The organism is Jiangella mangrovi (genome assembly GCF_014204975.1).
In the GTDB taxonomy this organism is placed as follows: domain Bacteria; phylum Actinomycetota; class Actinomycetes; order Jiangellales; family Jiangellaceae; genus Jiangella; species Jiangella mangrovi.
On record NZ_JACHMM010000001.1, the window covers coordinates 2,813,440 to 2,839,820 of the forward strand.

Here is a 26,381-nt window from a genome sequence, read left to right on the forward strand (position 1 = left end):
GCCATCGCCGCAGAGACGACGTCGGACCAGGTCGCCGGCTTCGGCAACGACCCGTGGTGGATCATCGCCATCAAGGTCGTCGCGATCTTCGTGCTGCTGATCCTGCTGACGCTGTTCAACATCGTCTTCGAGCGCAAGGTCGTGGCGCGCATGCAGCACCGCCTCGGCCCGAACCGCACGGGCCCCGGCGGCTGGCTGCAGAGCCTGGCCGACGGCACGAAGCTGATGTTCAAGGAGGACATCATCCCGAAGGCGGCCGACAAGGTCGTCTACGTCCTCGCGCCCATCGTCGCGCTGGTGCCGTCGTTCCTCATCCTCGCGGTCATCCCCATGGGCCCCGAGGTCTCGATCTTCGGCACCGAGACCCGGCTGCAGCTCACCGACCTCCCGGTCGCCGTGCTGTTCACGCTGGCCATCGCGTCGGTCGGCGTCTACGGCCTCATGCTGGCCGGCTGGTCCAGCGGCTCGACCTACCCGCTGCTCGGCGGGCTGCGCTCGACCGCCCAGGTCATCTCGTACGAGCTGGTCATGGGGCTGTCGTTCGTCGGCGTGTTCCTGTTCGCCGGCACCATGTCGACCTCGGGCATCGTCGAGGAGCAGGAGCGGCTCTGGTACGGCATCATCCTGCTGCCGTCGTTCCTCATCTACCTCATCGCCATGGTCGGCGAGACCAACCGGGCGCCGTTCGACCTACCCGAGGCCGAGGGCGAGCTCGTCGCCGGCTGGGGCACGGAGTACTCGTCGTTCAAGTACGCCATGTTCTTCCAGGCCGAGTACTTCAACATGGTCAACGTCTCGGCCATCGCGACCACGCTGTTCCTGGGCGGCTGGCGCGCACCGTGGCCCATCTCGGCCATCAACGACGGCATGTTCAACACCGGCTGGTGGCCGCTGCTCTGGTTCCTCGGCAAGGTCATCCTGCTGATCTTCATCTTCATCTGGCTGCGCGGCACGCTGCCGCGGCTCCGGTACGACCAGTTCATGCACTTCTGCTGGAAGGTGCTGCTGCCGATCTCGCTGGTCTGGATCGTCGCGGTGGCCGGCATGCGGCTGGCGTTCAACGAGGGCCTCGAGCGCAACCAGATCCTCCTGTACGGCGGCATCGCGGTCGCGGTGCTGCTGATCGGCAGCCTGCTGATCCCGGAGAAGAAGAAGCCGGCCGAGCCGGAGCCCGAGGAACGCGAGTTCGACGCGTTCGCGGGCGGCCACCCGGTGCCGCCGATGCCGGGCCAGGAGTTCGTGGCGGCCCGCATTCCCGCGGCCACCACCCAGACTGACGACCGTACCGAGGAGAGCAGTCGTGCCTAAGTTCCTCGACCCGGTGGCGGGCTTCGGGGTCACGTTCCGCAACGTGTTCCGAAAGCCGGTCACCGAGCAGTACCCGGAGCAGCCGCACCCCGTGGCGCCGCGGTTCCACGGGCGGCACCAGCTCAACCGGCACCCCGACGGCCTGGAGAAGTGCGTCGGGTGCGAGCTGTGCGCCTGGGCGTGTCCCGCCGACGCCATCTACGTCGAGGGCGCCTCCAACACCGACGACGAGCGCTTCTCGCCCGGTGAGCGGTACGGCCGCGTCTACCAGATCAACTACCTGCGCTGCATCCTCTGCGGACTCTGCATCGAGGCGTGCCCGACACGTGCGCTCACGATGACCAACGAGTACGAGCTGGCCGACCACACGCGCGAGAGCCTCATCTACGAGAAGAAGGACCTCCTCGCGCCGCTGCTGCCCGGCATGGAGGAGCCGCCGCACCCCATGCGGCTCGGCGACGACGAGCGCGACTACTACCTCGGCGCGGGCATCGGCCGCTCCACCGGTGAGGGGTCGTGATGGGCGAGGCAGCCCTGTTCTGGATCATGGCGCCGATCGCCGTCCTGGGCGCGCTGGGCCTGGTGTTCTCGCGCAAGGCCGTCCACGGCGCCCTGAGCCTCGCCGTCACGATGATCTCGCTGGCGCTGTTCTACATCGCCCAGGAGGCGCCGTTCCTCGGCGTCGTGCAGATCGTCGTCTACACCGGCGCCATCATGATGCTGTTCCTGTTCGTCATCATGCTGGTCGGCGTCGACTCCTCGGACTCCCGGGTCGAGACGATCCGGGGCCAGCGGGTCGCGGCCGTGCTGGCGGTCCTCGGCGTCATCGTCCTGCTGACGTCGGTGACGGTGCGGGCCACGCTCCCCGAGGAGCCCGCGGGCCTCGCGCAGGCGACGCCGGACGGCAATGTGGCGGCCATCGCCGACCTCATCTTCGGCACCTACGTCTGGGCCTTCGAGATCGTGGCCGCGCTGCTGATCACCGCCGCCGTCGGCGCCATGACGCTGACCCACCGCGAGCGGATCTTCAACCGGCCGACGCAGAAGGAACTGTCGATCAAGCGGTTCTCCGAGGGTCCCCCCGGAGAGGCCGCGGGCCTGCCGGTCCCGGGCGTGTACGCGCGGCACAACGCCGTCGACACCCCGGCCCTGCTGCCCGACGGCACCCCGAGCGAGGCGTCGATCAACCGGGTGCTGGTCGCCCGCGGCGCCGCCCGGTCCACCGAGGAGTTCCGGCACCATCCCACCCCGGCCGACATCGAGGCCGCTGCCGAGGGTGACGCCGACGAGCCGGCCGGCGAGATCGGTACCGACGACGGCGCATCCGGAGGTGAGCGCGCATGAACCCGACCAACTACCTGGTGCTGTCGATCATCCTGTTCTCGATCGGCGCCGCCGGCGTGCTCATCCGGCGCAACGCGCTGGTGGCGTTCATGTCCGTGGAGCTCATGCTCAACGCGGCCAATCTCGCGTTCGTCACCTTCGCCCGGATGCACGGCGACCTCGACGGCCAGATCGTGGCGTTCTTCGTCATGGTCGTGGCCGCGGCCGAGGTCGTCGTCGGGCTCGCGATCATCGTGACGATCTTCCGAACTCGCAGGTCCGCGTCGGTCGACGACGCCAGCCTGCTGAAGCTCTGACGGGCGTGAGGAACCAGTGACTTCCACACTCAGCGCGCTGGCGACGGCTGTCGCCACCGAGGGCGGGCACGGCGGCGGCCAGGCGGTCGCCGAGGCCACCGGCGTCTTCGACCTGACCTGGCTGCTCATCGCGTTCCCGCTGCTGGGCGCCGCGATCCTGCTGCTCGGCGGGCGGCGCACCGACAAGGTCGGCCACCTCATCGGCTGCGCGGCGTCCATCGCCTCGTTCGTCATGGGCGTGGTGCTGTTCTTCGCCATGCTCGGCGAGCCCTCGGACGGCCGCGCGTTCACCTCGCAGCTCTGGGAGTACGTCAACGCGGGCGGCTACTCCGTCGACGTGAGCCTGCTGCTGGACCAGCTGTCCATCTCGTTCGTGCTGCTGATCACCGGCGTCGGGTCGCTGATCCACGTCTACTCGATCGGCTACATGGAGCGCGACGAGCGGCGGCGCCGGTTCTTCGGCTACCTGAACCTGTTCGTCGCGGCGATGCTGCTGCTGGTGCTGGCCGCGGACTACCTGGTGCTGTTCATCGGGTGGGAGGGCGTCGGCCTGGCGTCGTACCTGCTCATCGGGTTCTGGCAGCACAAGGACTCGGCGGCGGTCGCGGCCAAGAAGGCGTTCGTGGTCAACCGCGTCGGCGACATGGGCATGGTGCTCGCGATGTCGTCGATGATCCTGGTCTTCGGCTCGACGGCGTTCGACGTGGTGTTCGCGTCGGCCGAGGGCGCGTCGACCGGCTGGGTCACCGTCATCGGCCTGTTCCTGCTGCTCGGCGCCTGCGGCAAGTCCGCGCAGTTCCCGCTGCAGTCCTGGCTCCTGGACGCCATGGAGGGCCCGACCCCGGTGTCGGCGCTCATCCACGCCGCGACCATGGTCACCGCCGGCGTCTACCTGATCGTGCGGTCGGCGGCCATCTACGACCTCGCTCCCGACGCGCGGACCGCCGTCGTCATCGTCGGCGCCATCACGCTGCTGATGGGTGCGATCATCGGTTGCGCCAAGGACGACATCAAGAAGGCGCTGGCCGGCTCGACCATGAGCCAGATCGGCTACATGACGCTCGCGGCGGGTCTCGGCCCGGCCGGGTACGCGTTCGCGATCTTCCACCTGCTGACGCACGGCTTCTTCAAGGCCAACATGTTCCTCGGCGCCGGCTCGGTGATGCACGGCATGCACGACGAGGTGAACATGCGCCGCTACGGCGGCCTGCGCATCGTCATGCCGGTCACGTTCATCACGTTCGCCATGGGCTACCTGGCCATCATCGGCATCCCGCCGTTCGCCGGGTACTTCTCCAAGGACAAGATCATCGAGGCCGCGTTCGCGGACAACTGGATCACCGGCCTGGCCACGCTGCTCGGCGCCGGCATCACCGCGTTCTACATGACCCGCCTCATGCTGATGACGTTCTTCGGCAACCGGCGCTGGAAGCAGGACCAGCCGCCGCACGAGTCGCCGCCGGTCATGACCACCCCGCTCTGGGTGCTGGCCTTCCTGTCGGTGGTCGGGGGGTTCGCGCTGCTCTACCTGGGCGCCGGCATCGTCGACTGGCTCGCGCCGGTCACCGGTGAGGCGCACCACGACCTGCCCATGCCGCTGTGGCTGCTGATCGCGATCACCCTGGCCACCGTCGTCGTCGGCGTCGCCATCGCCTGGGTCATGTACGGCCGCCGCGCCGTCCGCGAGGACGTCCCGGCCGGCAACCCGCTCACCGTCGCCGCCCGCAACGACCTGTACGGCGACGCCTTCAACGAGGCGGTGTTCATGCGTCCGGGGCAGTACCTGACCCGCTCGCTCGTCTACTTCGAGAACCGGGGCGTCGACGGCGCCGTGGTCGGCACGGCGACCGCCGTCGGCGGCCTGTCGTCGCGGCTGAGGCGCCTGCAGACCGGGTTCGTCCGTTCCTATGCCGTGACGATGCTCGGCGGCGTCGGCGTCGTCGTGCTGGCCATGCTGTTGGTGAGGCTGCCGTGACCTTTCCCTGGTTGACCACGCTCATCGCCCTGCCGGCGCTGGGGGCGGTGCTCACCGCCCTCGTGCCGTCCGGGCGGGGCACGCTCGCCAAGCAGGTCGCGACGGGCGCCGCGCTGGTGACGCTCGTCATCGGCGCGCTGATCAGCATCCAGTTCCTCTTCGACGTCGACATGGGCGTCCAGGAGGAGACCTACGAGTGGATCCCCGAGTTCGGGGCCTCGTGGGCGCTGGACGTCACCGGCATCAGCCTCGCGCTGGTCGCCCTGACCGTGCTGGCGACGCCGATCGTGGCCGTGGCCATGTGGCACGAGGCCGAGGAGGAGCAGCGCGACCCCAAGGCGTTCTTCGCGCTGCTGCTCGCGGTCGAGGCACTGACGCTGACGGCGTTCCTCGCGCAGGACGTGCTGCTGTTCTACGTCGTGTTCGAGGCCATGCTGATCCCGCTGTACTTCATGATCGGCATGTACGGTGGCCCGCAGCGTCGCTACGCCGCGGTGAAGTTCCTGCTCTACAACCTGGTCGGCGGGCTGGCCATGCTGGCCGCCGTCATCGGGCTGTACGTGCAGTCCGTCGACGCCGGCAACCCGTCGTTCTTCCTGCCCGACCTCGTCGCCCTGGACATCGACACCACCACCCAGTGGTGGCTGTTCATCGGCTTCATGCTGGCGTTCGCCATCAAGGCGCCGCTGTGGCCGTTCCACACCTGGCTGCCCGACGCGGCGGCCGAGGCGACGCCGTCGAACGCGGCGTTCCTGTCCGGCGTGGCCGACAAGGTCGGCACCTACGGCATGATCGCGCTGGTGCTGCCGCTGTTCCCGGACGCGTCGCGCGATGCCGCACCGGTCATCGTCGTGCTCGCGGTCGTCAGCATCATCTACGGCGCGCTGCTGGCCATCGGCCAGACCGACATGAAGCGGCTCATCGGCTACACGTCGATCTCGCACTTCGGCTTCATCGTGCTGGGCATCTTCGCACTGACCAGCCAGGCCGCGACCGGCGCGACGTTCTACATGGTGAACCACGGCCTGTCGACCATCGCGCTGTTCATCGTCATCGGCTTCCTCATCAGCCGGCGCGGGTCGCGCCAGGTCGACGACTTCGGCGGCGTGCAGAAGCCGGCGCCGAAGCTCGCCGGCGTGTTCCTGTTCGCCGGCCTCTCCGGGCTGGCGCTGCCGCCGCTGGCGACGTTCCTGTCGGAGTTCCTGGTCATCTCGGGGACGTTCCTGCGGTACCGGCCGGCCGCGATCATCGCGACGCTGGGCATCGTGCTGTCCGCGCTGTACATCCTCTGGCTCTACCAGCGGACCATGACCGGACCCGTGCGCCCGGCCGTCGAGGGCATGCCCGACCTGCGCACCCGCGAGGTCGCCGTCATCACCCCGCTGCTGGCGCTGCTGCTGGTCGTCGGCTTCTTCCCGAAGCCGCTGACCGACGCCATCGACGAGGCCGTCGGCCCGACGCTCGTCGAAGTCGGCGTCGAACAACCCGAGCCGCTGGCTCCCGTCGCTGAACACGTCGAGGAAGGGACTGGCCGGTGAACGCCCCGACCATCGAGTACGCCGAACTGGCGCCGCTCATCACGATCTTCGGCGCCGCCGTCATCGGCGTGCTGATCGAGGCGTTCGTCCCGCGCAAGGTCCGGCACCCGGTCCAGGTCGCGGTGGCGCTGCTGGCCCTCGTGGCCGCGCTGGTCCAGGTGATCCTGCTGGCCGGCACCGACATCGTCGCCGCGGTCGGCGCCGTCGCCATCGACGGCCCGGCCCTGTTCCTGCAGGGCACCATCCTGGTGCTCGCGATCATCAGCATCGGGTTCTTCGCCGAGCGGCGGCTCGAGGCCGGTGGCGACGCGTTCGCCCCCGCCGCCTCGTCGCTGCCGGGCAGCGAGGAGGAGCGGGTCCTCGTCCGCGAGCGGATGCTGCAGACCGAGGTCTACCCGCTGGCGCTGTTCGCCGTCGGCGGCATGATGCTCTTCCCAGCCGCCAACGACCTGCTGATGCTGTTCATCGCGCTCGAGGTCATGTCGCTGCCGCTGTACCTGCTGTGCGGCATGGCCCGCCGGCGCCGGCTGCTCTCGCAGGAGGCCGCGCTCAAGTACTTCCTGCTGGGCGCGTTCTCGTCGGCGATCTTCCTGTTCGGCATGGCGTTCGTCTACGGCTACGCGGGCACGCTGCGCTTCGGTGAGATCTCCGAGGCGCTGACGGCCAACGTCGGCCAGGACGGCATCCTGCTGGCCGGCATCGGGCTGATGGCGGTGGGCCTGCTGTTCAAGGTCGGCGCCGTGCCGTTCCACTCGTGGACGCCCGACGTGTACCAGGGCGCGCCGACTCCCGTCACCGGGTTCATGGCCGCCTGCACCAAGCTGGCCGCTTTCGGCGCCATGGTGCGGCTGTTCTACGTCGCATTCGGCGGCATGCGTACCGACTGGCAGCCCATGCTGTGGGCCGTCGCCATCGCCACCATGCTGGTCGGCGCCGTCGTCGCCCTGACGCAGACCGACATCAAGCGGATGCTGGCCTACTCGTCCATCGCGCACGCCGGGTTCGTCCTGACGGCCATGGTCGCGGCGGACTCGTCGGCCACTGCGGCGATCCTGTTCTACCTGGCCACCTACGGCATCTCGACGCTCGGCGCGTTCGCCGTCGTGACGCTGGTCCGCGACTCCGGCGGCGAGGCGACGCACCTGGCCAAGTGGGCCGGGCTCGGCCGCCGCTCGCCGGTGCTGGCGGCGACCTTCGCGCTGTTCCTGCTCGCGTTCGCCGGCATCCCGCTCACGAGCGGCTTCGTCGGCAAGCTGTCGGTGTTCACGGCGGCCATCGACGGCGGCGCCGCGCCGCTGGTCGTGGTCGGCGTCATCGCCAGCGCCATCGCGGCGTTCTTCTACGTGCGGGTCATCGTGCTGATGTTCTTCAGCGACCCCGCGCCGGAGGGCCCGACGGTGGCCGTGCCGAGCCTGTGGACCGCGGTCGGGATCACGCTGGGGGCCGCCGCGACGCTGCTGCTGGGCATCGTGCCCGGACCGCTGCTGGACCTGGCGCAGCAGGCGTCGCAGTTCGTTCGTTAGAGTGGATGCTCCTGCCGGGTGATCGTGCCCGGCTGACTGGGGAGGGGCCGGCGTTGAGCAACGGTCTGGGCATTCCGTCCGTCGACGCGGCCCTCGAGGCGGCCATCAGCGCGGGCCTCGACGACGTCGAGGCGCGGCTGCTGGCGGCGGTGAAGACCGACGACGCCATGCTCAGCGAGAGCTCCCGGCATCTGGCCCAGGCCGGGGGCAAGCGGTTCCGGCCCATGCTGACCCTGCTGGCGGGCGGCTTCGGCGACATCGACGCACCCAAGGTCGTGCCGGCCGCCGTGGTCGTCGAGCTCACCCACGTCGGCACGCTCTACCACGACGACGTCATGGACGAGGCGCAGCTGCGGCGGGGCGCGGTCAGCGCGAACGCGCGCTGGGGCAACAGCGTCGCCATCCTCACCGGCGACTTCCTGTTCGCCTGCGCGTCGGACCTGCTGGCCGACCTCGGGCCCGAGTCTGTGCGCATCCAGGCCCGCACCTTCCAGCGGCTGGTGCACGGCCAGCTGCACGAGACCCTGGGCCCGCGCGACGGCGAGGACCCCGTCGCGCACTACCTGTCGGTGCTGTCGGACAAGACGGCCTCCCTCATCGCGGCGTCGACGCGCCTGGGCTCGCTGCACGCCGGTGTCGACCCATCGCAGGTCGAGGTGCTGGGCCAGTTCGGCGAGCGCATCGGCATGGCCTTCCAGCTCGCCGACGACCTCCTCGACATCGTCGGCTCCGAGCGGCTGTCGGGCAAGACGCCCGGCACCGACCTGCGCGAGGGCGTGGCCACCCTGCCCGTGCTGTACGCCCGGCGGGCCGCCCGGCCCGGCGACGAGCGGCTGCTCTCGCTCATCTCCGGCCCCGTGGTCGACGACGCCGACCACGCCGAGGCCCTCGAGCTGCTGCGCGCCCACCCGGCCATGGACGAGGCCTCGGCCGACGTCCGCCGCTGGGCCGACGACGCCCGGGCCGCGCTGGCCGCCCTGCCGGACGTTCCGGCCCGGGTCGCGCTGCACGCGCTCTGCGACTCCGTCGTCACCCGGATGTCCTGAGCCCCGTTCCCGGTTCAAGGATCACGCCGTCCGGGCCAGGACGGCGGCGGGCGGCGCGCCGATGCGCTGGACGCGGCAGCAGTAGCCGCCCGACGTGGTCATCCATGCGCCGAGCCGTTCGAAGCCGAGCTGGCGCAGCGTGACATCCCAGCCGCGCGTGCCGACGGTGCCGTAGGGCAGTGGCCGGTTGGCGAGCGTGGCACCGTCCTGATCGGTGACGACGATCACGTCGAGCTGGCGCACGGGTGGCCGGCTCCAGAGCAGCCAGCCGGTCAAGGTCTCCTCCTGCATGGGATGACTTTAAGTGGCACTACAGACCTTTGTATAGCTCAGTGTCTTTGTGCAGGTCAGCAGAGCTTCTATGGTGGACGGCATGGGTGACGCCCCGGAGTTCCGGCCACAGGGCCACGAGCTGCTCTACGTCGCCATCGCCGACCACATCACCGCCCGCATCGAGGCCGGCGAGCTCAAGCCCGGCGCCCGCCTCGCCCCCGAGCGCGACCTCGCCGTCGCCTACCTCACCGTCCGGCGGGCCATGGTCGAGCTGCGCGAGCGCGGCCGCATCCTCACCGTGCACGGCAAGGGCACCTTCGTCGCCCCCGACCAGCCCTCTCCCGACGCCTGACCGGCTCCGCCGGTATGCGAAGCGCGAGCGGGTCAGCGGGAGGCGGTGGCGGCGGGGTCGAGGACCAGCCGGTCCAGCGCGGCCCGGCGATCGCGCCGCCGGCGGACCAGGACCTCGGTCGTCAGGACGATCAGCGCGAGCCAGATCAGCGCGAACCCGAACCAGCGCACCGGCGGCACCGTCTCGTGGTAGACGAGTACGCCGAGCAGGAACTGCAGCGTCGGCGTCAGGTACTGCAGCGTCCCGAGCGTCGTCAGCGGCACCCGCACGGCCGCCGCGCCGAAGCAGAGCAACGGCACGGCGGTGACGATGCCGCAGCCGGCCAGCAGCAGCGTCGTGCCCCAGCCGGCCGAGACGAAGTCGCCGGAGCCCGTCGCGCCCAGCACCAGCAGGTACGCGAGGGCCGGCGGGAAGAGGACGGCGGTCTCGACGGCGAGGCTCTCGACGGCGTCGACGCCGGCCTTCTTCTTGACCAGGCCGTAGGTGCCGAACGAGAACGCCAGTGCCAGCGCGATCCACGGCGGGCGGCCGTAGTCGACGGTGAGGACGACGACGGCGACGGCGGCCAGTCCGAGCGCGGACCACTGCAGCCAGCGCAGCCGCTCGCCGAACACGAGGACGCCGAGCAGCACCGTCACCAGCGGGTTGATGAAGTACCCGAGTGCGGTCTCGACGACGTGGTCGTTGTTGACCGCCCAGATGTAGACGCCCCAGTTGACGCAGATGAGCAGCGCCGCCAGCGTCAGCAGGCCGTACGCGCGCCGTCCGAGCGTCCGCAGCCGGCCGAGGTTGCGGGCCACGGCCAGCAGCCCGAGCACCAGCACCAGCGACCAGACCACCCGGTGCGCCAGGATCTCGACGGCGCCGGTCTCTTGCAGCAGCTTGATGTACAGCGGGAACATGCCCCAGAGCGCGTACGCCGTGACGCCGTACAGGACGCCGGACCGGGGGCTGCTCACCAGGGCATGCTACGACCTGCCAGCAACCACTGCTCGATTAGCTCATGACGCGAGACGGCGTCAGCCCACCGTCCACGCGTCGTTGCCGCGCAGCAGGGCCTGCAGGTCGCCCTCGCCCTGCTTCAGCGCGGCCTCGTCGACCTGGGCGCTCATGAGGTCGCCGTAGGCCGGCCGCTCGACCCGGCGGAAGATGCCGATGGGGCTGCGCGCCAGTGTGCCCGGGTCGGCCAGCCGCGAGAGCGCGAACGCCTGGGTGGGGTCGTCGGCGGTGGCGTCGTGGACCACCAGGCCGGGGTCGTCGCCGTCGCACACCTCGAGCGAGCCCGTGGCGGGGTTGCGGCGCACGCCGTGCTGGCCGTCGGTGCCGAAGCGCACCGGCTCGCCGTGCTCGAGCCGGATGAGAACCTCGTCGCGGCTGTCCTTGTTCTTGAGAATCTCGAACGCGCCGTCGTTGAAGATGTTGCAGTTCTGGTAGATCTCGACCAGCGACGTGCCGCGGTGCGCCGCCGCGGCCGACAGCACCGACGTGAGGTGCTGGCGGTCGGAGTCGATGGTGCGCGCGACGAAGGTGGCCTCGGCGCCCAGCGCCAGCGACACCGGGTTGAACGGCGCCTCGAGCGAGCCCATGGGCGTGGACTTGGTGACCTTGCCCTGCTCGCTGGTCGGCGAGTACTGGCCCTTGGTCAGCCCGTAGATGCGATTGTTGAACAGCAGGATCGTCAGGTTGACGTTGCGGCGCAGCGCGTGGATCAGGTGGTTGCCGCCGATGGAGAGCGCGTCGCCGTCGCCGGTGATGACCCACACCGAGAGATCGGGGCGCGACGCGGCCAGGCCGGTCGCGATGGCCGGCGCGCGGCCGTGGATGGAGTGCATCCCGTAGGTGTTCATGTAGTACGGGAAGCGCGAGGAGCAGCCGATGCCCGAGACGAAGACGATGTTCTCGCGCGCCAGGCCGAGGTCGGGCAGGAAGCCCTGGACGGCCGCGAGCACGGCGTAGTCGCCGCAGCCCGGGCACCAGCGGACCTCCTGGTCGCTGGTGAAGTCCTTCTTCGTCTGCTTGACGTCCGTGGTCGGGACGCCGGCGAGCCCGGGCAGGCCCAGTTCGACGGGTGCGGTCACAGCGCACCCACCTCCTCCATGATCACGTCGGCCAGTTCTTCGGCCTTGAACGGCAGCCCGCGCACGCGGTTGTACCCGACGACGTCGACGAGGTACTTGCCGCGCAGTAGCAGGGCGAGCTGTCCGAGGTTCATCTCCGGCACCAGCACGCGGTCGTAGGCGCGCAGCACGTCGCCGGTGTTGGCGGGCATCGGGTTGAGATGACGCAGGTGCGCCTGGGCCACGTTGTGGCCGGCCTTGCGGGCCCGCCGCACCGCCGCGCCGATGGGCCCGTAGGTGGACCCCCAGCCGACCACCAGCAGGCGGGCCGCGCCGCTGGGGTCCTCGACCTCGAGGTCCGGGACGCCGGCGATGCCGTCGACCTTGGCCTGGCGCAGGCGCACCATGCGCTCGTGGTTGTTGGGGTCGTACGAGATGGTGCCCGGGCCGTCGAGCTTCTCGATGCCGCCGATGCGGTGCTCGAGGCCGGGCGTGCCGGGCACGGCCCACGGGCGGGCCAGTGTCTCGGGGTCGCGCAGGTACGGCCAGAAGTCGCGCTCGCCCTCGCCGTCGTGGTTGAGCTCGGTGGCGAAGTTCGGGTGGATGACCGGCAGTGACTCGACGTCGGGCACGTGCCAGGGCTCGGAGCCGTTGGCGAGGTAGCCGTCGGACAGCAGGAACACCGGCGTGCGGTACGTGACGGCGATGCGCACGGCCTCGATGGCGGCGTGGAAGCAGTCCGACGGCGACGACGCGGCGACCACCGGGACCGGCGACTCGCCGTTGCGGCCGTAGAGCACCTGCAGCAGGTCGGCCTGCTCGGTCTTCGTGGGCAGGCCGGTGGACGGCCCGCCGCGCTGGACGTCGACGATGACCAGTGGCAGCTCGAGCGACACGGCCAGGCCGACGGTCTCGCCCTTGAGCGCGACGCCGGGGCCGGACGTGGTGGTGACGCCCAGGGCACCGCCGAACGACGCGCCCAGCGCGGCGCCGATGGCCGCGACCTCGTCCTCGGCCTGGAACGTGCGCACGCCGAACCGCTTGTGCTTGGACAGCTCGTGCAGGATGTCCGACGCCGGGGTGATGGGGTAGGACCCCAGGAACAGCGGCAGCCCGGACTGGCGCGCCGCCGCGACGAGGCCGTACGACAGCGCGAGGTTGCCGGTGATGTTCCGGTAGGTGCCGGCCGGCATGGCGGCGGGCTTGACCTCGTACGAGACCGCGAAGTCCTCGGTGGTCTCGCCGTAGTTCCAGCCGGCCTGGAGCGCGGCGATGTTGGCGTCGCGGATGGCCTCGCGCGAGGCGAACTTCTCGCGCAGGAACTTGACGGTGCCGTCGATGGACCGTCCGTACATCCAGGACAGCAGGCCGAGCGCGAACATGTTCTTCGACCGCGAGGCGTCCTTGCGCGAGAGGCCGAACGGCGCCAGGGCCTCCATGGTGATGCCGGAGAGGTCCAGCGCGTGCACCTTGTAGGCGCTGAGGGTGTTGTCCTCGAGCGGGTTGGCGTCCCAGCCGACCTTCTTCAGCGCGCGCGGCGTGAAGTCGCCGGTGTCGACGATGATGGTGGCGCCCTTGGGCACGTCGGGCAGGTTCGCCTTGAGTGCGGCCGGGTTCATGGCCACCAGCACGTCGGGCGCGTCGCCCGGGGTCAGGATGTCGTAGTTGGCGAAGTGCAGCTGGAAGCTGGACACGCCGGGCAGGGTGCCGGCCGGAGCGCGGATCTCGGCCGGGAAGTTGGGCAGTGTCGAGAGGTCGTTGCCGAAGGAGGCGGTCTCGGCAGTGAATCTGTCGCCGGTCAGCTGCATTCCGTCACCGGAGTCGCCAGCGAATCGGATCACGACACGGTCGAGCTCGCGTACGTGCTTCACCGTCACCGTGTGTCGACGCCTCCCTACGATGTGCGTGTCTCCGGGGTGTCCCCGGCTCGGATCACGACCATCCATGCTACGGCGACTTTCCACAGGAACCGTCCCGGCGTCCGAAGCGTGAGAGATCTCTCGGGCGTCGCATCTCTCGACCGAACGGACATCTGCGCGTAATCTCTACGGTCATGCCACTGGTCTAGATCAGTTCGGAGGTCGTCATGGTCGACACCGTCCACACCGAGCCCGCCCCGTCCCGGGGACGTCCTCCGCTCAGATCGATCGTGATCTGGACGCTGGTCGCCGTCGTGGGCGCGGTCTCCTGGGCCGTCGTCGCGCTGGTCCGCGGCGAGGAGATCTCGGCGTTGTGGCTGCTGGCCGCGGCCCTGGGCTCGTACGCCATCGCCTACCGCTTCTACGCGCGGTTCATCACCCGGCGGGTGCTGAAGGTCGACGACACCCGGGCCACCCCGGCCGAGACGCTGCGCAACGACACCGACTTCCAGCCGACCGACCGCCGGGTGCTGTTCGGGCACCACTTCGCCGCCATCGCCGGCGCCGGCCCACTGGTCGGCCCTGTGCTCGCGGCGCAGATGGGATACCTGCCCGGCACGCTCTGGATCGTGGTGGGGGTGATCTTCGCCGGCGCCGTCCAGGACATGGTCGTCCTGTTCTTCTCGATGCGCCGCAACGGCAAGAGCCTCGGCCAGATGGCGCGCGAGGAGATCGGCGTCGTCGGCGGTGTCGCCGCGCTGGTCGGCGTGTTCACCATCATGATCATCCTGCTGGCCGTGCTGGCGCTGGTGGTCGTGAACGCGCTGGCCGACTCCGCGTGGGGCACCTTCTCGATCGCGATGACGATCCCGATCGCGCTGTTCATGGGGTTCTACCTGCGCACGCTGCGGCCGGGGCGGGTCATCGAGACCAGCCTCATCGGCGTGGCGCTGCTGCTGCTGGCCATCGTCGGCGGCGGCTGGGTCCAGGACTCCAGCTGGGCCGACACGTTCACGCTGTCGCCCGAGGCGCTCGTGCTCGCGCTGGTCATCTACGGCTTCGTGGCGTCGGTGCTGCCGGTGTGGATGCTGCTCGCACCGCGCGACTACCTGTCGACGTTCATGAAGATCGGCACCATCGTGCTGCTGGCCGTCGGGCTGCTGCTGGCCCGGCCGATGCTGCAGAACGAGGCGATCACCGAGTTCGCGTCGACGGGGGACGGGCCGGTCTTCGCGGGCTCGCTGTTCCCGTTCGTCTTCATCACCATCGCCTGCGGTGCGCTCTCCGGCTTCCACGCGTTGATCGCCTCCGGCACCACGCCGAAGCTGATCGAGAAGGAGTCGCAGGTCCGGATGATCGGCTACGGCGGCATGCTCATGGAGTCGTTCGTCGCCATCAGCGCGCTGATCGCCGCGTCGGTCATCGACCCCGGCCTGTACTACGCCATGAACGCCCCGGCCGGCTTCCTCGGCGACACGCTGGAATCGGCGTCACAAGCGGTGGCCGGGCTGGGCTTCTCGATCTCACCGGACCAGCTGGCCGCCGCGGCCGCCTCGGTCGAGGAGTCGACCCTGGTGGCCCGCACCGGTGGCGCGCCCACGCTCGCCGTCGGCATGTCGCAGATCTTCACCGACGGCTTCGGCGTCGGCGCGCAGGCGTTCTGGTACCACTTCGCGATCATGTTCGAGGCACTGTTCATCCTGACGACGGTCGACGCCGGCACCCGCGTCGGGCGGTTCATGCTGCAGGACACCCTCGGCAACGTCTGGAAGCCGATGCGCGACGTGTCGTGGAAGCCGGGACTCTGGCTCACCAGCGCCGTCGTCGTGGCCGCCTGGGGCTACTTCCTCTGGGCCGGCGTCACCGACCCGCTCGGCGGCATCAACCAGCTGTTCCCGCTGTTCGGCATCGCCAACCAGCTGCTCGCGGCCATCGCACTGACGGTGGCGACGACGATCCTCATCAAGTCCGGCCGGCTCAAGTGGGCCTGGGTCACCGGCATCCCCTTGTTGTGGGACGCCGCCGTCACGTTGACGGCGAGCTGGCAGAAGGTGTTCTCCGACGATCCCGTGCTCGGCTTCTTCGCCCAGCGCGAGCGGTTCTCCGAGGCGCTGGCCAACGGCGAGGTGCTGCCGCCGGCGCGCTCCCTGGACGACATGGAGCAGGTGGTGACGAACTCCACCGTCGACGGGATCCTGGCGGCGTTCTTCGCGCTGCTGGTCGTGATCATCATCGCCGACGCAGCCCGCGTGTGCGTCAAGGCGCTGCGCGACCCGTCGAAGGCCACCAGCACCGAGGCGCCGTACGTCGAGTCCACGATCGTCGCGCCGTCCGGGCTGATCCCGACCCGCCAGGAGCGCGAGCTCATGGCCGCGGCGAGCCGTTCCGGCGGCGACCGGGACGGCGGCAGGTGAGCGCCGTTCTCGGCGTGGTCGGACGCGCCGCCGCGGGGGTGTGGTGGTACCTGCGCGAGGTCAGCGGCGAGACCGCCTACGATCGTTACGTCGAGCACTGTCGCCGGCACGACGCCGACGTGCGGGTGCTGTCGCGGCGCGAGTTCGAGCGCCGCCGGCAGGACGACCGCGACCGGTCGCCCCAGCAGCGCTGCTGCTGAGGCTCGGGGCGGGCGGGCGGTCCGCGAGGAACCCCGCAGGTCCACCGCGCGTTGACCCGCAGGGCGCCGTGACTCGGTGGACCGGTGCCCCGAGAGGTGGACGTGCAACGCAATCGTGTGAAGGCCGTGGTGCTGCTGGCCGGGCTGTCGGTGCTCGGCCTGCTGGCCGGCTCGTGGTTCGGCTCGGCCGGTCTGGCCGTGGCCGCGGTGGTCGTCGTCGCGCTCGACGCCTACATCGTGCTGCGCTCCGACGCCATCGCACTGCGCGCCATGCGCGCCTACCCCGTCAGCGAGGCCGAGCAGCCCGTGCTGCACCGGGTCGTGCGCGAGCTGACGGCGCCCGCCAGGGTGCCCATGCCGCGGCTCTACGTCAGCCCGACCCGCGCCGTGAACGCGTTCGCCACCGGCCGCGACCCCGGCCACGCGGCCGTCTGCTGCACCGAGGGCATCCTCGACCTGCTCGACGAGCGTGAGCTGCGCGCCGTCGTCGGCCACGAGCTCGCCCACATCCGCCGTGGCGACATCGTCGTCTCGTCCACGGCGGGCGCCGTCGCCAGCGTCGTCATGGTGGCGGCCGGGCTGCGGATGTTCGGCCGCCGCGACCGCGACCACGCCGGCCCCGTCGGGCGGGCACTGCTGGCCGTGCTCGGACCGGTGGCCGCCGCCGTCGTGCGCGCCACCGTCAGCGAGGACCGCGAGTACGCCGCCGACGCCGAGGCCAGCCGCATCACCGGCGACCCGCTCGGCCTGGCCGCCGCCCTGCGCAAGCTCGACGCCAGCACCCGCACGCTGGTCCTGCCGCCGGAGCGCGACATCGTCGCCACCAGCCACCTGATGATCGCCAGTCCGCTGCAGCAGACCGGCATCGCCAAGCTGTTCGCCTCGCACCCGCCCATGGCCGAGCGGGTGGCGCGGCTGGAACAACGGGCGGGCTACCGCCGCTGACCTCCTCGGGGCTTCCACACGAGACGAGGAGACGGCGGATGACGCTGGCGGGCAAGCGGGTCGTGATCACCGGCGGGAGCGGCGGCATCGGGGCGGCGACGGCGCGTGCGGCGGCCGGGCGCGGCGCGTCGGTGGTCCTGATCGGGCGCACGGAGGCCCGGCTGAAGTCCGTGGCGGCGGACCTCGGCCCGGCGGTCTCGTACCTCGTGGCCGACGTCCGCGACGGCGAGGCGCTCGCGGACGCGCTGGAGCAGGCCGGGCCGCTGGACCACCTGGTGACGGCCGCCGCCGGCGGCGTGGCCGGCCCGTTCGCGGACGTGCCCGAGGACGCCGTCCGCGACCTCTTCGAGACCAAGTTCTGGGGGCAGTACCGCGCCGTGCGGGCCGCTCTGCCTCGAATGGCGCCCGACGGCTCGGTGCTGCTGTTCTCCGGCTTCCTCTACCGCAAGCCCGCCGTCGGTCTGTCGGCCTTCGCGGCCGTCAACGGCGCGATCGAGGGCCTGGTGAAGGCCCTGGCCGTCGAGGCGGCGCCGGTGCGGGTCAACGCCCTCTCGCCCGGCCGCATCGACACCCTCGGCGGCGGCGACCCGATGCCGTCCGACGCCCGGCGCGAGTACGTCGCCATGGCCGGCCGCGAGGCCACGCTGGGCCGCATCGGGACCGCCGACGAGGTGGCGCACGCGGCCCTCTTCCTGCTGGAGAGCACCTACACCACCGGCATCACCCTGGACGTTGACGGCGGCCTGCGCTGACCCCGTCGCCATCCAGGTCGTTTGTCTCCGGATCGGCCAGTGACGCTGCACGCGTTCGTCGACGAGTCGTTCGCGGGCGACTACATCGTCGCAGCTGCCATCGTTCCCGCAGGCGACGTGAAGGCCGGTCGCGCCGCCGTGCGCCGCCTGCTCGCACCCGGCCAGGCGCGTATCACTTCAAGAAGGAGAGCAACGCCCGCCAGGGGCAGATCCTTGCCGGCGACATGGAGTACCGGCACCTACGTGCTCGCGAGGACGTGTTGCTGTGTGTGGCCGATGCCGTCGCCTGGTGCTACACGAAGGGCGGCCGGTGGCGAGATCGGGTATCGGCGTACAGCACGGTGATCAGGGCCTAGACAGCGCGAAGCCCCGCTCACCGACCGTCCGGACGACTGCGGGGCTCACTTCCGCGGGCTACTGCCCTGGCACAACCCACTTTACGCTCCGCCAGGCGACCCTGCCAAGGCGAAGGACGGCGCCCGGCCCGTGCGGGTGCACGGACCGGGCGCCGGACGGGCTCAGCTGAGGCCGTCAGTCCTCGAACTCCTCGACGGCGGCGTCGCCGCGGTCGGGGTTGTCGGTGAAGAAGCCGTCCATGCCGGCCTCGAGGAAGACCTGGATCTCACCCTCGAGGTCGCCGATCCCGTTCGGGTCGGCGGAGGAGCGGAACTCCGCGGGCAGGAACTGGTTCTCGCGGCGGAACGTCCACCCGTGCACCTCGAGCCCGGCGCGATGGGCGTCGCGGATGACGGGGGTGGGCGAACCCAGCGTGCCGGCGGCGGTCCGCGGGATCATGACGTTCTTCTCCAGGCCGACGCCGTCGGCGTAGCGCGAGACCGCCCGCAGGCCCGACGCCGTCGCGAGGTCGGCGTAGGTGCGCGGGTCACCGGCTGCGACGAGGTCGTACGGCGCACCGCTGGAGCTGATCAGCTGGGCGATCCGCACCGGCGTCATGCGGTCGAGCTGCTTCAGGTTGCCCGTCTCGAACGACTGCAGGATGACCGGAGCGTCCTTGTGGTTCATCCCGTTGGCCTTCAGCTGCGCGACCAGCGGCTCCTCGAGCGACAGCCCGATGGAGTCGAAGTAGGTCGGGTGCTTGGTCTCGGGGTAGACGCCGACCGGCTGCCCGTCGCAGGTGCGCGAGTTGCGGGCGAGGTCGAGCACCCCGTCGAGGGTCGGGATCATGTAGAGCCCGTCGAACGCGGCGTTGGCCGGCCGGGTCGCCGGGATGCGCTCCTTGGCCCGCAGCGTGCGCAGCTCGGCGAGCGTGAAGTCCTCGGTGAACCAGCCGGTGATGCTCACGCCGTCGATGACCTTGGTGGTGCGGCGGCCGGAGAACTCCGTGCGCGTCGAGACGTCGGTGGTGCCGCCGATCTCGTTCTCGTGCCGGGCGACGAGCACGCCGTCCTTGGTCGAGACGAGGTCGGGCTCGATGAAGTCCGCGCACTGCAGGATCGCGGTCTCGTACGCGGCCAGTGTGTGCTCCGGCCGGTAGCCCGAGGCGCCGCGGTGCCCGACGACGGTGATGCCGTCGTCCGTGGGGCGGGCCCTGCGCAGGTCGACGATCGCCATCTCGGTGTCGTCCGGGATGCCGGTGTTGCGCGCGTCGTTGCCCGGGTAGTTGTTGTCGTTGCCGATGAGCATGCGGCCGTCCTTCAGCCGCAGCACCGTCTCGAACGACTGCACCGGCAGCGCGAAGGTGTCGCCGAGGCCGTAGCCCTCGCCGGCGTCGATGCCCTCGGGGTTGTCGATGCGCAGCGCGTCGAGGATCAGCGTCTTGCCGACGTAGCCGTCGCGGTCGCGGCGCTGCAGGTCGATCTCGTAGATGCGCTTCGTGACCGACTGGTCGCCCTCGAAGTCGTCGCGCTCGATGATCCAGAACGTGCCGCGCCCGACGGTGAACGCGTCACCGATGACGTTGGGCTCCTGGTCGGTCTGGTAGCTCCAGGTGCGCCCGGTGTAGCGGTCGCGGCGGGTGTCGAACTCGTGGATCTCGCGGCGGCGCTGGTCGGGGTCGTTGGCGTAGGCGCCCTCGACGATGGGGTAGAGGTAGCGGCCGTCGGGCGAGGCGGCCATGGCCTCGAAGCCGCGGCTGGAGCGCACCTGCGGGGTCTCGCCCGGCTGCAGGTACGGGCTCTGCGGCGACTTCAGGTCGCGCGGCAGCGGGACCGGCGACTCGAGCAGCGTGCCGTTGCGGTCGAAGTGCAGGATGAACGGACCGAACTCCTCGCCCACCCAGAACGTGCCGTCGCCGGCCCGCACGACCGACTCGATGTCGAAGTCGGCGCCGGTGAGCAGGCGCTCGGGCGTCGTCTCGTTGACGATCGGGAAGTCGAGCACGTGGTTGCGGTCGTTGTAGGAGACGAACCGCTCGACCTCGATCTCACCCGAGCCGCCGTCGCCGGTGTTCCAGTCCGGCCGGACCAGGTAGTTGCGCAGCAGGAAGTCCGCCGAGTTGCCCTTCGAGCCGAACCCGTTGTCGGGCTGGGCCCAGAAGGTGCCGTCGCCGTTGTCGACCATGGCCGAGAAGCCGGGGATGACCTGGCCGTCCCAGGGGCCCTGGCGGCCGTTGGCCGGCGACGCCAGGGCGCCCGACGGCGGGCCCTCGGCCAGGTAGTCCGCGGACAGCGTGGCGCGGCCCTCGAGGACGGGGTGGGTGACCTGACCGCGCGAGGAGTTCCCGCGGTCGTGGTCTTCTCCGGCGGCCGCGGCTGCCGGGAGCAGCAGGGTCGCGGCGACGGCGGCCGCGACGGAACGCGCGAGTGGAGTTCTCATCGCCCGATCCCAACGGCGTCCGACGACGCTCATGCGACGTCGTCGTGAACGCAGCCCGGCGTGCGGCCGAAGTCCCCACGAACGGCCGCGTCAGGTCAGGTGCCGCGCGAAGAACCGGTTGCCGTCGTCACCCTCGAACGACGGGACGCCGGTGTGCCCGCCCATGTTGGCGTGCAGCGTCTTCTCCTTGCTGCCGAGGGCGTCGAACAGCTCCAGGGCCTGCTGCCGGTCGTTGCTTTCGTCGTCCCACTGCAGCAGGACCAGGAGCGGAATGGTGACCTGCCGGGCCTCCTCGACCATGGCACGGGGGACGAAACTCCCGGCGAACAGCACGGCGGCCGAGATGCGCGGCTCGACCACCGCCAGCCGGACGCCGATGGAGATCACCCCTCCCGCGTACCCGACCGGGCCGCCGATCTCGGGCAGCGCGAGGAGGGCGTCCAGGGCGCCCTGCCATTCCGGCGCTGCCCGGTCGACCAGCGGGAGGACGAGCCGGTCGACGATCTCGGCGTCGACCCCTTCACCGGCTCGCACCGCGCGCTGCAGGTCGGCGCGGGCCTGCTCGGCGGCGGCGGAACGGGGCCGGTCGCCGCTCCCGGGGAGCTCGATGGTGGCCGCGGCGTAGCCCTGCTCCGCGCAGTGCCTGGCCCGGTCCACCAGCCGGGGGTACATCTTCCGCAGCCCGCCGGGATGGCCGAGCAGGATCAGCGGGGCAGGCGCGGAGGCGGGGCCGGGCGTCCACAGGAGGCCGGGGATCTCGCCGAGGGTGAACTCGCGCTCGAGGACGGCGTCGTCGAGGCGGTGTTCGGAAGTGAATCGCATGGTCGTGCCTTTCGGGAGTGCGCGTGGACGGCGCTCCCGGACGACCTATCGCCCGACCGTGACCCCGGAGGGGAGCACCCATGTCGATACTGCGTTCACGGGGTACCACCTCCTCGTTCTCTCGCACGGCCTCCCGCAGACTAGCAGCCGGCCCGCCCGTCAGCGGTAGTTGATGAACTGCACGGCGAAGTCGAAGTCCTGCTCGCGCAGCAGCGTCATGACTGCCTGCAGGTCGTCCTTGCTCTTCGACGACACCCGGACCTCGTCGCCCTGCACCTGGGTCTTCACGCCCTTGGGAGCCTCTTCGCGGATGGCCTTGGTGATCTTCTTGGCCTGGTCCTGGTCGAGGCCGTCCTGCAGGGTGGCAGTGATCTTGTACACAGTTCCGGAGGCGCGGGGGTCGCCGGCGTCGAGCGCCTTGAGCGACACCTTGCGCTTGACGAGCTTGTCCTTGAAGACGTCGAGGACGGCGTTGACGCGGTCCTCGGCGGAGGCCTCCATCTCGATGCCGAGCTCGCCCAGCCAGCGGATCGAGGCGCCGGTGCCGCGGAAGTCGAACCGCTGCGAGATCTCCTTGGACGCCTGGTTCAGCGCGTTGTCCACCTCCTGCCGGTCGACCTTGCTCACCACGTCGAACGAGGACTCGCTAGCCACGACGGCTCCTTCGGGATGTCTCGGGCGCGAACCGATTGTCCGGCGCCCTCCGCACTGATGTATTCTCTCACCGGTCCGAGCCGAAGGCCCGGAACCGCGGCAGGTTGCCCGAGCGGCCAAAGGGAGCTGACTGTAAATCAGCCGGCACAGCCTACGCAGGTTCGAATCCTGCACCTGCCACGCCTCTCGAGGACAGTGAGAGCACGTCCCGGTACCAGCCGGTTCGGGACGTGAACTCCGAGCCGGAGGGCCGATTTCGCACCACGGCCCGAGGTCGTATACCCTCGTCTGGCGCACGCCCCAATAGCTCAGTCGGCAGAGCGTCTCCATGGTAAGGAGAAGGTCTACGGTTCGATTCCGTATTGGGGCTCTGGTGAGGATGCGCCGCCATCTGCGGCGGCGCCGACTCCCCTCGGCGGGGTAGCTCAGGTGGTTAGAGCAAACGGCTCATAATCGTTGTGTCGCGGGTTCGAATCCCGCCCCCGCTACCACCTGCCCGTCCGTCACACACTGCTCGATTGGGTGAGTCGTGACCAGGTCGGGTACCCTTGCACGGTTCCGACGATCCAGACGTCCCCGAAAGAGGCACCCGTGGCCGCCAAGAGCGCTGACATCCGTCCCAAGATCACCATGGCCTGCACGGAGTGCAAGGAGCGCAACTACATCACCAAGAAGAACCGGCGCAACGACCCCGACCGGCTCGACTTGAAGAAGTTCTGCCCGCGCTGCCGCACCCACACCGTCCACCGCGAGACCCGCTGACGCGTTCGCGCGCAGGCTCGTGGCCAGGGTCTCCCGTCGGAGCCCGGCCCTGGTGACGGTAACGTCAGCGCATGCCCATTGATCCCTCGGTCGTCGGACGGGTCTACCCTCCCCAGTTCTATGAAGTGAGCCGGGAGAAGATCCGCGAGTTCGCGGAAGCGATCGGCGACGCGAATCCGGCGTACGTCGACACAGCGGCGGCTCGCGGCTACGGGCACGACGACGTCGTCGCGCCGCCCACGTTCATGATGATCATCGTGATGAACGGCTTCGACCTGCTGATGAAGGACCTGGGCATCGAGTTCGCCCGGGTCGTGCACGTCGACCAGCGCTTCACCTACGCGCGGTCGCTGCCGGTCGGCACGCGGGTCGAGGCGACCACCCGGCTCGACGGGGTCCGTGCCGTCGCCGGCAACGACCTGCTCAAGATCCGCACCGAGGTTCGGGACGAGGACGACACGGACGTCTGTCTCTCCGAGGCGACCCTGCTGGTGCGGCCCGAGGATTTCGACGGGGGAGACGCCAGTGACTGAGCGGGTGACCGAGCAGCTGGCCGTCGGTGACGTCGTCGCCGACCACACGTACTGGATCACTCGCGAGAACCTGATCCGGTACGCCGGGGCCTCCGGCGACTTCAACCCGATCCACTGGAACGAGCGGGTGGCCACGTCCGTCGGGCTGCCCAACGTCATCGCCCACGGCATGCTGACCATGGGCCTGGCCGGGCGCCTCCTCACCGACTGGCTGGGCGACCCCGCCGCCGTCGTCGAGTACGGCGCCCGCTTCGCCCGCCCCGTGGTGGTCCCCGACGACGACATCGGCGTGGCCGTCCGCGTGGCCGCCGCCGTCACCGAGGTCCGCGACGACGGCCTGGTGGCACTCGAGCTCACCGTCAAGGTCGACGACCAGAAGGTGCTGACGCAGGCCCGGGCCCTGTGCCGGCTCCCGGCCGACCGGCCCGCGCCGTCGTGAACGCGGGGGTCCAGTCGGTGCGCGAGACCTTCGACGTCCCCCTCGCCGGCCTCACCACCCTGCGGCTCGGCGGCCCGGCGAAGCGTGTCGTCGAGGCGACCACCGAGGCCGAGCTCATCGCCCTGGTCCGCGACGGCGACGAGCGCGGTGAGCCGGTGCTGCTGGTCGGCGGCGGCTCGAACCTCGTCATCGGCGACTCCGGGTTCGACGGGACGGCGGTGCGGGTCGCCACCCGCGGCATCGACGTCGACGCCAGCGCCTCCTGCGACAGCGACGCCCTGGCGGCCTGCGGCGGCGTGCTGCTGACGGCGGCCGCCGGCGAGCCGTGGGACGACCTCGTCGCCTACACCGTCGCGAACGAGTGGCCCGGCCTCGAGGCGCTCTCCGGCATCCCAGGCCTGGTCGGCGCCACCCCCATGCAGAACGTCGGCGCCTACGGGCAAGAGGTGCGCCAGACGGTCTGGCAGGTGCGCACGTACGACCGCCAGGACCGCCGTGTCCGCACTTTCGCCAACGCCGACTGCGGCTTCGCCTACCGCGACAGCCGGTTCAAGGGCACCGACCGCTATGTGATCCTGACCGTCAGCTACCAGCTGCGCGAGGGGAGCCTCGGCATGCCGGTGGCCTACGCCGAGCTGGCTCGCCGGCTGGGCGTCGAGGTGGGTGGGCGGGCCCCGCTGGCCTCGGTGCGGGCGGCCGTGCTGGCCCTGCGCGCCGGCAAGGGCATGGTCCTCGACGCCGGCGACCACGACACCTGGAGCGCCGGGTCGTTCTTCACCAACCCGGTCCTCACCGAGGCCCAGGCCGCCGCCCTGCCCGCGGACGCACCGCGGTTCCCGGCCGGCGACGGCCTGGTCAAGTCCAGCGCGGCCTGGCTGATCGAGCGGGCCGGGTTCGGCCGCGGCTACTCCGGCGGCCGTGGCGGCGTCTCGCTCTCGACCAAGCACACGCTGGCCCTGACCAACCGGGGCGAGGCCAGCACCGCCGACCTGCTCGGCCTCGCCCGCGAGGTGCGCGACGGCGTGCGCTCCGCCTTCGGCGTCGAGCTGGCGCCGGAGCCCACGCTCGTCGGCTGCACCCTCTAGACCCGCTCCAGCGCGGGCGCCGGCGAGCGCCGTCGGCGACGCAGGCCCGAGCCGGTGACCAGCACGCCGATGACCGCGCCGGTCAGCGGGACGAGCAGCGCGGTCCGGAAGGTGTTCAGGTCCGAGCCGCCCGGGCCGCTCCCGGCCACCACGGCCGCCGTCACGACAGCCAGCCCGAGCGCGCCGCCGAACTGGAACGACGACGTCAGCACACCGCTGGCCAGGCCCTGCTCCTCCTCGGCGACGCCGTCGGTGGCGGCGATGGTGAGTGGTCCGTAGGCGAGCGCGAACGCCAGGCTGAGCACGAGGAACGCCGGGAGCATGGCCGCGTACGTCCAGTCCGCGCCCACGCGCAGGAACAGGGTGTAGGCGACGGCGGCGAGGACCAGCCCGCCGACGATCACCGTCGCGTTGCCGAACCGGCGAACCAGGATCGGCGTCAGCGTCGGCGCCAGGATCGCGTCCAGGCCGAGGACCATCAGCGCGAGCCCGGTCTCCGTCTCCGACCAGCCGCGGAACTCCTGCAGGTACAGCACGGCGATGAACTGGAACCCGACGAACCCGCCGACCAGCATCATCGCGCCGATGTTGGCCCGGACCAGGGGAGCGGAGCGCAGCAGGCCGAGGCGCAGCAGCGGGGTCCGCGACCGGCGCTCGATCGCCACGAACGCCACCAGCAGCGCGACCCCCGCTGCCGCCGTCGTCGCCGTCGAGCCGATCGGCACCTCCGGCAGCATGACGACGGTGTAGACGAGCAGCAGCATCGCGCCGGTGAGGCTCAGCGTGCCGCCGAGGTCGTACCCGCCGGCGGTCCGCGCGGCCGGCACGTCGTGCGGGATCAGCCGCACCGCCGCGACCAGGATGAGCGCCGCCATGATGACGGGGGCGAAGAACACCCAGCGCCAGTCGATCGCCGTCAGCAGGCCGCCGGTGACCATGCCGAGCGAGAAGCCGCCGGCCGCGATGCCGGCGTAGATCAGCAGCGCGCGGTTGCGCTGCGGTCCCTCGGGGAACGTCGTCGTGATGATCGACAGCCCGGCCGGCGTCATGAACGCCGCCGCGATGCCGGTGACGAACCGGGCGGCGATCAGCATCCAGCCGTCGGTCGCCAGGCCGCCGAGGCCGGAGAAGAGCAGGAAGACGACGAGCCAGAGAACGAACATCCGCCGCCGTCCCAGCAGGTCGGCCGCGCGCCCGCCGAGCAGCACGAACCCGCCGTAGCCGAGCACGTAGGCGCTCACCACCCACTGCAGGGACGACGTGGACATGCCGAGGTCGGCGCGGATCGAGGGGAGGGCGACGCCCATCATCGAGACGTCGATGCCCTCGAGGAAGATCGCGCTGCTCAGCACGATCAGGACGGCCCAGCCTCGGGAGGTGAGCCGGTCGGACGGGGCCGGTGGGGGTGCCACGGGCGGACTCCTTCATG

Annotated in this window: 25 protein-coding genes and 3 tRNA genes; 20 read left to right on the top strand and 8 right to left on the bottom strand. The window is 70.7% G+C overall.

Going from position 1 to position 26,381, the window contains the following annotated elements:
* Positions 1-3 precede the first annotated feature (3 nt).
* From nuoH to HD601_RS13200, 8 genes are all read left to right on the top strand, one after another.
* Positions 4-1,308: an NADH-quinone oxidoreductase subunit NuoH gene (gene nuoH, locus HD601_RS13165; RefSeq protein WP_184829804.1), complete on the top strand. Its 1,305-nt coding sequence runs from the start codon at positions 4-6 to the stop codon at positions 1,306-1,308.
* Positions 1,274-1,828, top strand: coding sequence for an NADH-quinone oxidoreductase subunit NuoI (gene nuoI / locus HD601_RS13170; RefSeq protein WP_184829802.1), 555 nt, complete (start codon positions 1,274-1,276; stop codon positions 1,826-1,828). The genes nuoH and nuoI overlap by 35 nt, the downstream gene beginning before the upstream one ends.
* Entirely contained in the window at positions 1,828-2,652 is an 825-nt protein-coding gene (locus HD601_RS13175) for an NADH-quinone oxidoreductase subunit J (RefSeq protein WP_184822524.1), read from the top strand. The genes nuoI and HD601_RS13175 overlap by 1 nt, the downstream gene beginning before the upstream one ends.
* On the top strand, positions 2,649-2,948 hold the full coding sequence (nuoK, locus tag HD601_RS13180) for an NADH-quinone oxidoreductase subunit NuoK (RefSeq protein ID WP_184822526.1): 300 nt from the start codon (positions 2,649-2,651) through the stop codon (positions 2,946-2,948). The genes HD601_RS13175 and nuoK overlap by 4 nt, the downstream gene beginning before the upstream one ends.
* Before the next feature lie 112 nt (positions 2,949-3,060).
* The gene (gene nuoL, locus HD601_RS13185; protein ID WP_184829806.1) at positions 3,061-4,923 is read left to right on the top strand and encodes an NADH-quinone oxidoreductase subunit L; all 1,863 of its coding nucleotides are present in this window, start codon (positions 3,061-3,063) and stop codon (positions 4,921-4,923) included.
* Between the two features lie 11 nt (positions 4,924-4,934).
* Positions 4,935-6,461 (top strand): NADH-quinone oxidoreductase subunit M, encoded by a 1,527-nt coding sequence (locus HD601_RS13190; RefSeq protein WP_221440918.1) that lies wholly within the window; start codon positions 4,935-4,937, stop codon positions 6,459-6,461.
* Positions 6,458-7,984 (top strand): NADH-quinone oxidoreductase subunit NuoN, encoded by a 1,527-nt coding sequence (gene nuoN / locus HD601_RS13195; RefSeq protein WP_184822530.1) that lies wholly within the window; start codon positions 6,458-6,460, stop codon positions 7,982-7,984. The genes HD601_RS13190 and nuoN overlap by 4 nt, the downstream gene beginning before the upstream one ends.
* 5 nt (positions 7,985-7,989) lie before the next feature.
* Entirely contained in the window at positions 7,990-9,030 is a 1,041-nt protein-coding gene (locus HD601_RS13200) for a polyprenyl synthetase family protein (RefSeq protein WP_184822532.1), read from the top strand.
* A 21-nt stretch (positions 9,031-9,051) separates the two neighbouring features.
* Here the strand turns inward: HD601_RS13200 and HD601_RS13205 are convergent, their stop codons facing one another.
* Positions 9,052-9,321 (bottom strand): hypothetical protein, encoded by a 270-nt coding sequence (locus HD601_RS13205; protein ID WP_184822534.1) that lies wholly within the window; start codon positions 9,319-9,321, stop codon positions 9,052-9,054.
* Positions 9,322-9,403: 82 nt separating this feature from the next.
* On the opposite strand from HD601_RS13205, the gene HD601_RS13210 reads away from it, so the two are divergent.
* Positions 9,404-9,655 (top strand): GntR family transcriptional regulator, encoded by a 252-nt coding sequence (locus tag HD601_RS13210; RefSeq protein ID WP_184822536.1) that lies wholly within the window; start codon positions 9,404-9,406, stop codon positions 9,653-9,655.
* A 32-nt stretch (positions 9,656-9,687) separates the two neighbouring features.
* On the opposite strand, the gene rarD is transcribed toward HD601_RS13210, so the two are convergent.
* The 3 genes from rarD to HD601_RS13225 are packed head-to-tail and all read right to left on the bottom strand — an operon-like array spanning position 9,688 to position 13,658.
* Positions 9,688-10,614, bottom strand: a complete 927-nt coding sequence (rarD, locus tag HD601_RS13215) for an EamA family transporter RarD (protein WP_221440921.1) — start codon at positions 10,612-10,614, stop codon at positions 9,688-9,690.
* A 60-nt stretch (positions 10,615-10,674) separates the two neighbouring features.
* Complete coding sequence (locus HD601_RS13220; protein WP_221441587.1) at positions 10,675-11,715, bottom strand: 2-oxoacid:ferredoxin oxidoreductase subunit beta; 1,041 nt, start codon at positions 11,713-11,715, stop codon at positions 10,675-10,677.
* Between the two features lie 14 nt (positions 11,716-11,729).
* A complete protein-coding gene (locus HD601_RS13225) occupies positions 11,730-13,658 on the bottom strand; it encodes a 2-oxoacid:acceptor oxidoreductase subunit alpha (RefSeq protein ID WP_184822540.1) in 1,929 nt (642 codons plus the stop codon).
* Positions 13,659-13,798: 140 nt separating this feature from the next.
* Here HD601_RS13225 and HD601_RS13230 point away from each other — a divergent pair, with 140 nt between their 5' ends.
* From HD601_RS13230 to HD601_RS13245, 4 genes are all read left to right on the top strand, one after another.
* Positions 13,799-15,985 carry a carbon starvation CstA family protein gene (locus HD601_RS13230; protein WP_184822542.1) on the top strand — a complete coding sequence of 729 codons (2,187 nt, stop codon included), beginning with the start codon at positions 13,799-13,801 and terminating at the stop codon, positions 15,983-15,985.
* On the top strand, positions 15,982-16,185 hold the full coding sequence (locus HD601_RS35670; protein ID WP_184822544.1) for a CstA-like transporter-associated (seleno)protein: 204 nt from the start codon (positions 15,982-15,984) through the stop codon (positions 16,183-16,185). The genes HD601_RS13230 and HD601_RS35670 overlap by 4 nt, the downstream gene beginning before the upstream one ends.
* 96 nt (positions 16,186-16,281) lie before the next feature.
* Positions 16,282-17,130 (top strand): M48 family metalloprotease, encoded by an 849-nt coding sequence (locus HD601_RS13240; protein ID WP_184829810.1) that lies wholly within the window; start codon positions 16,282-16,284, stop codon positions 17,128-17,130.
* A gap of 38 nt (positions 17,131-17,168) precedes the next feature.
* Entirely contained in the window at positions 17,169-17,882 is a 714-nt protein-coding gene (locus tag HD601_RS13245; RefSeq protein WP_184822546.1) for an SDR family oxidoreductase, read from the top strand.
* 531 nt (positions 17,883-18,413) lie between these two features.
* Here HD601_RS13245 and HD601_RS13250 read toward each other — a convergent pair.
* From HD601_RS13250 to HD601_RS13260, 3 genes are all read right to left on the bottom strand, one after another.
* The gene (locus HD601_RS13250; RefSeq protein ID WP_184822548.1) at positions 18,414-20,657 is read right to left on the bottom strand and encodes an esterase-like activity of phytase family protein; all 2,244 of its coding nucleotides are present in this window, start codon (positions 20,655-20,657) and stop codon (positions 18,414-18,416) included.
* Between the two features lie 90 nt (positions 20,658-20,747).
* Entirely contained in the window at positions 20,748-21,479 is a 732-nt protein-coding gene (locus tag HD601_RS13255) for a dienelactone hydrolase family protein (protein WP_184822550.1), read from the bottom strand.
* A 159-nt stretch (positions 21,480-21,638) separates the two neighbouring features.
* On the bottom strand, positions 21,639-22,133 hold the full coding sequence (locus HD601_RS13260; protein ID WP_184822552.1) for a YajQ family cyclic di-GMP-binding protein: 495 nt from the start codon (positions 22,131-22,133) through the stop codon (positions 21,639-21,641).
* 98 nt (positions 22,134-22,231) lie between these two features.
* Between HD601_RS13260 and HD601_RS13265 the strand changes: the two genes are divergently transcribed.
* The 7 genes from HD601_RS13265 (at position 22,232) to HD601_RS13295 (ending at position 24,952) form a co-directional block, all read left to right on the top strand.
* Positions 22,232-22,313 (top strand) — tRNA-Tyr (locus HD601_RS13265).
* A 117-nt stretch (positions 22,314-22,430) separates the two neighbouring features.
* A tRNA-Thr gene (locus HD601_RS13270) sits at positions 22,431-22,503 on the top strand.
* Positions 22,504-22,547: 44 nt separating this feature from the next.
* Positions 22,548-22,624 (top strand) — tRNA-Met (locus HD601_RS13275).
* A 100-nt stretch (positions 22,625-22,724) separates the two neighbouring features.
* Positions 22,725-22,895, top strand: a complete 171-nt coding sequence (gene rpmG / locus HD601_RS13280; RefSeq protein WP_026877526.1) for a 50S ribosomal protein L33 — start codon at positions 22,725-22,727, stop codon at positions 22,893-22,895.
* Positions 22,896-22,966: 71 nt separating this feature from the next.
* Positions 22,967-23,428, top strand: coding sequence for an FAS1-like dehydratase domain-containing protein (locus HD601_RS13285; RefSeq protein ID WP_184822554.1), 462 nt, complete (start codon positions 22,967-22,969; stop codon positions 23,426-23,428).
* Entirely contained in the window at positions 23,421-23,867 is a 447-nt protein-coding gene (locus HD601_RS13290; protein WP_184822555.1) for a MaoC/PaaZ C-terminal domain-containing protein, read from the top strand. The genes HD601_RS13285 and HD601_RS13290 overlap by 8 nt, the downstream gene beginning before the upstream one ends.
* A gap of 17 nt (positions 23,868-23,884) precedes the next feature.
* Positions 23,885-24,952, top strand: a complete 1,068-nt coding sequence (locus tag HD601_RS13295) for a UDP-N-acetylmuramate dehydrogenase (RefSeq protein ID WP_184822557.1) — start codon at positions 23,885-23,887, stop codon at positions 24,950-24,952.
* On the opposite strand, the gene HD601_RS13300 is transcribed toward HD601_RS13295, so the two are convergent.
* A complete protein-coding gene (locus tag HD601_RS13300) occupies positions 24,949-26,364 on the bottom strand; it encodes an MFS transporter (RefSeq protein ID WP_184822560.1) in 1,416 nt (471 codons plus the stop codon). The genes HD601_RS13295 and HD601_RS13300 overlap by 4 nt on opposite strands.
* Positions 26,365-26,381 lie beyond the last annotated feature (17 nt).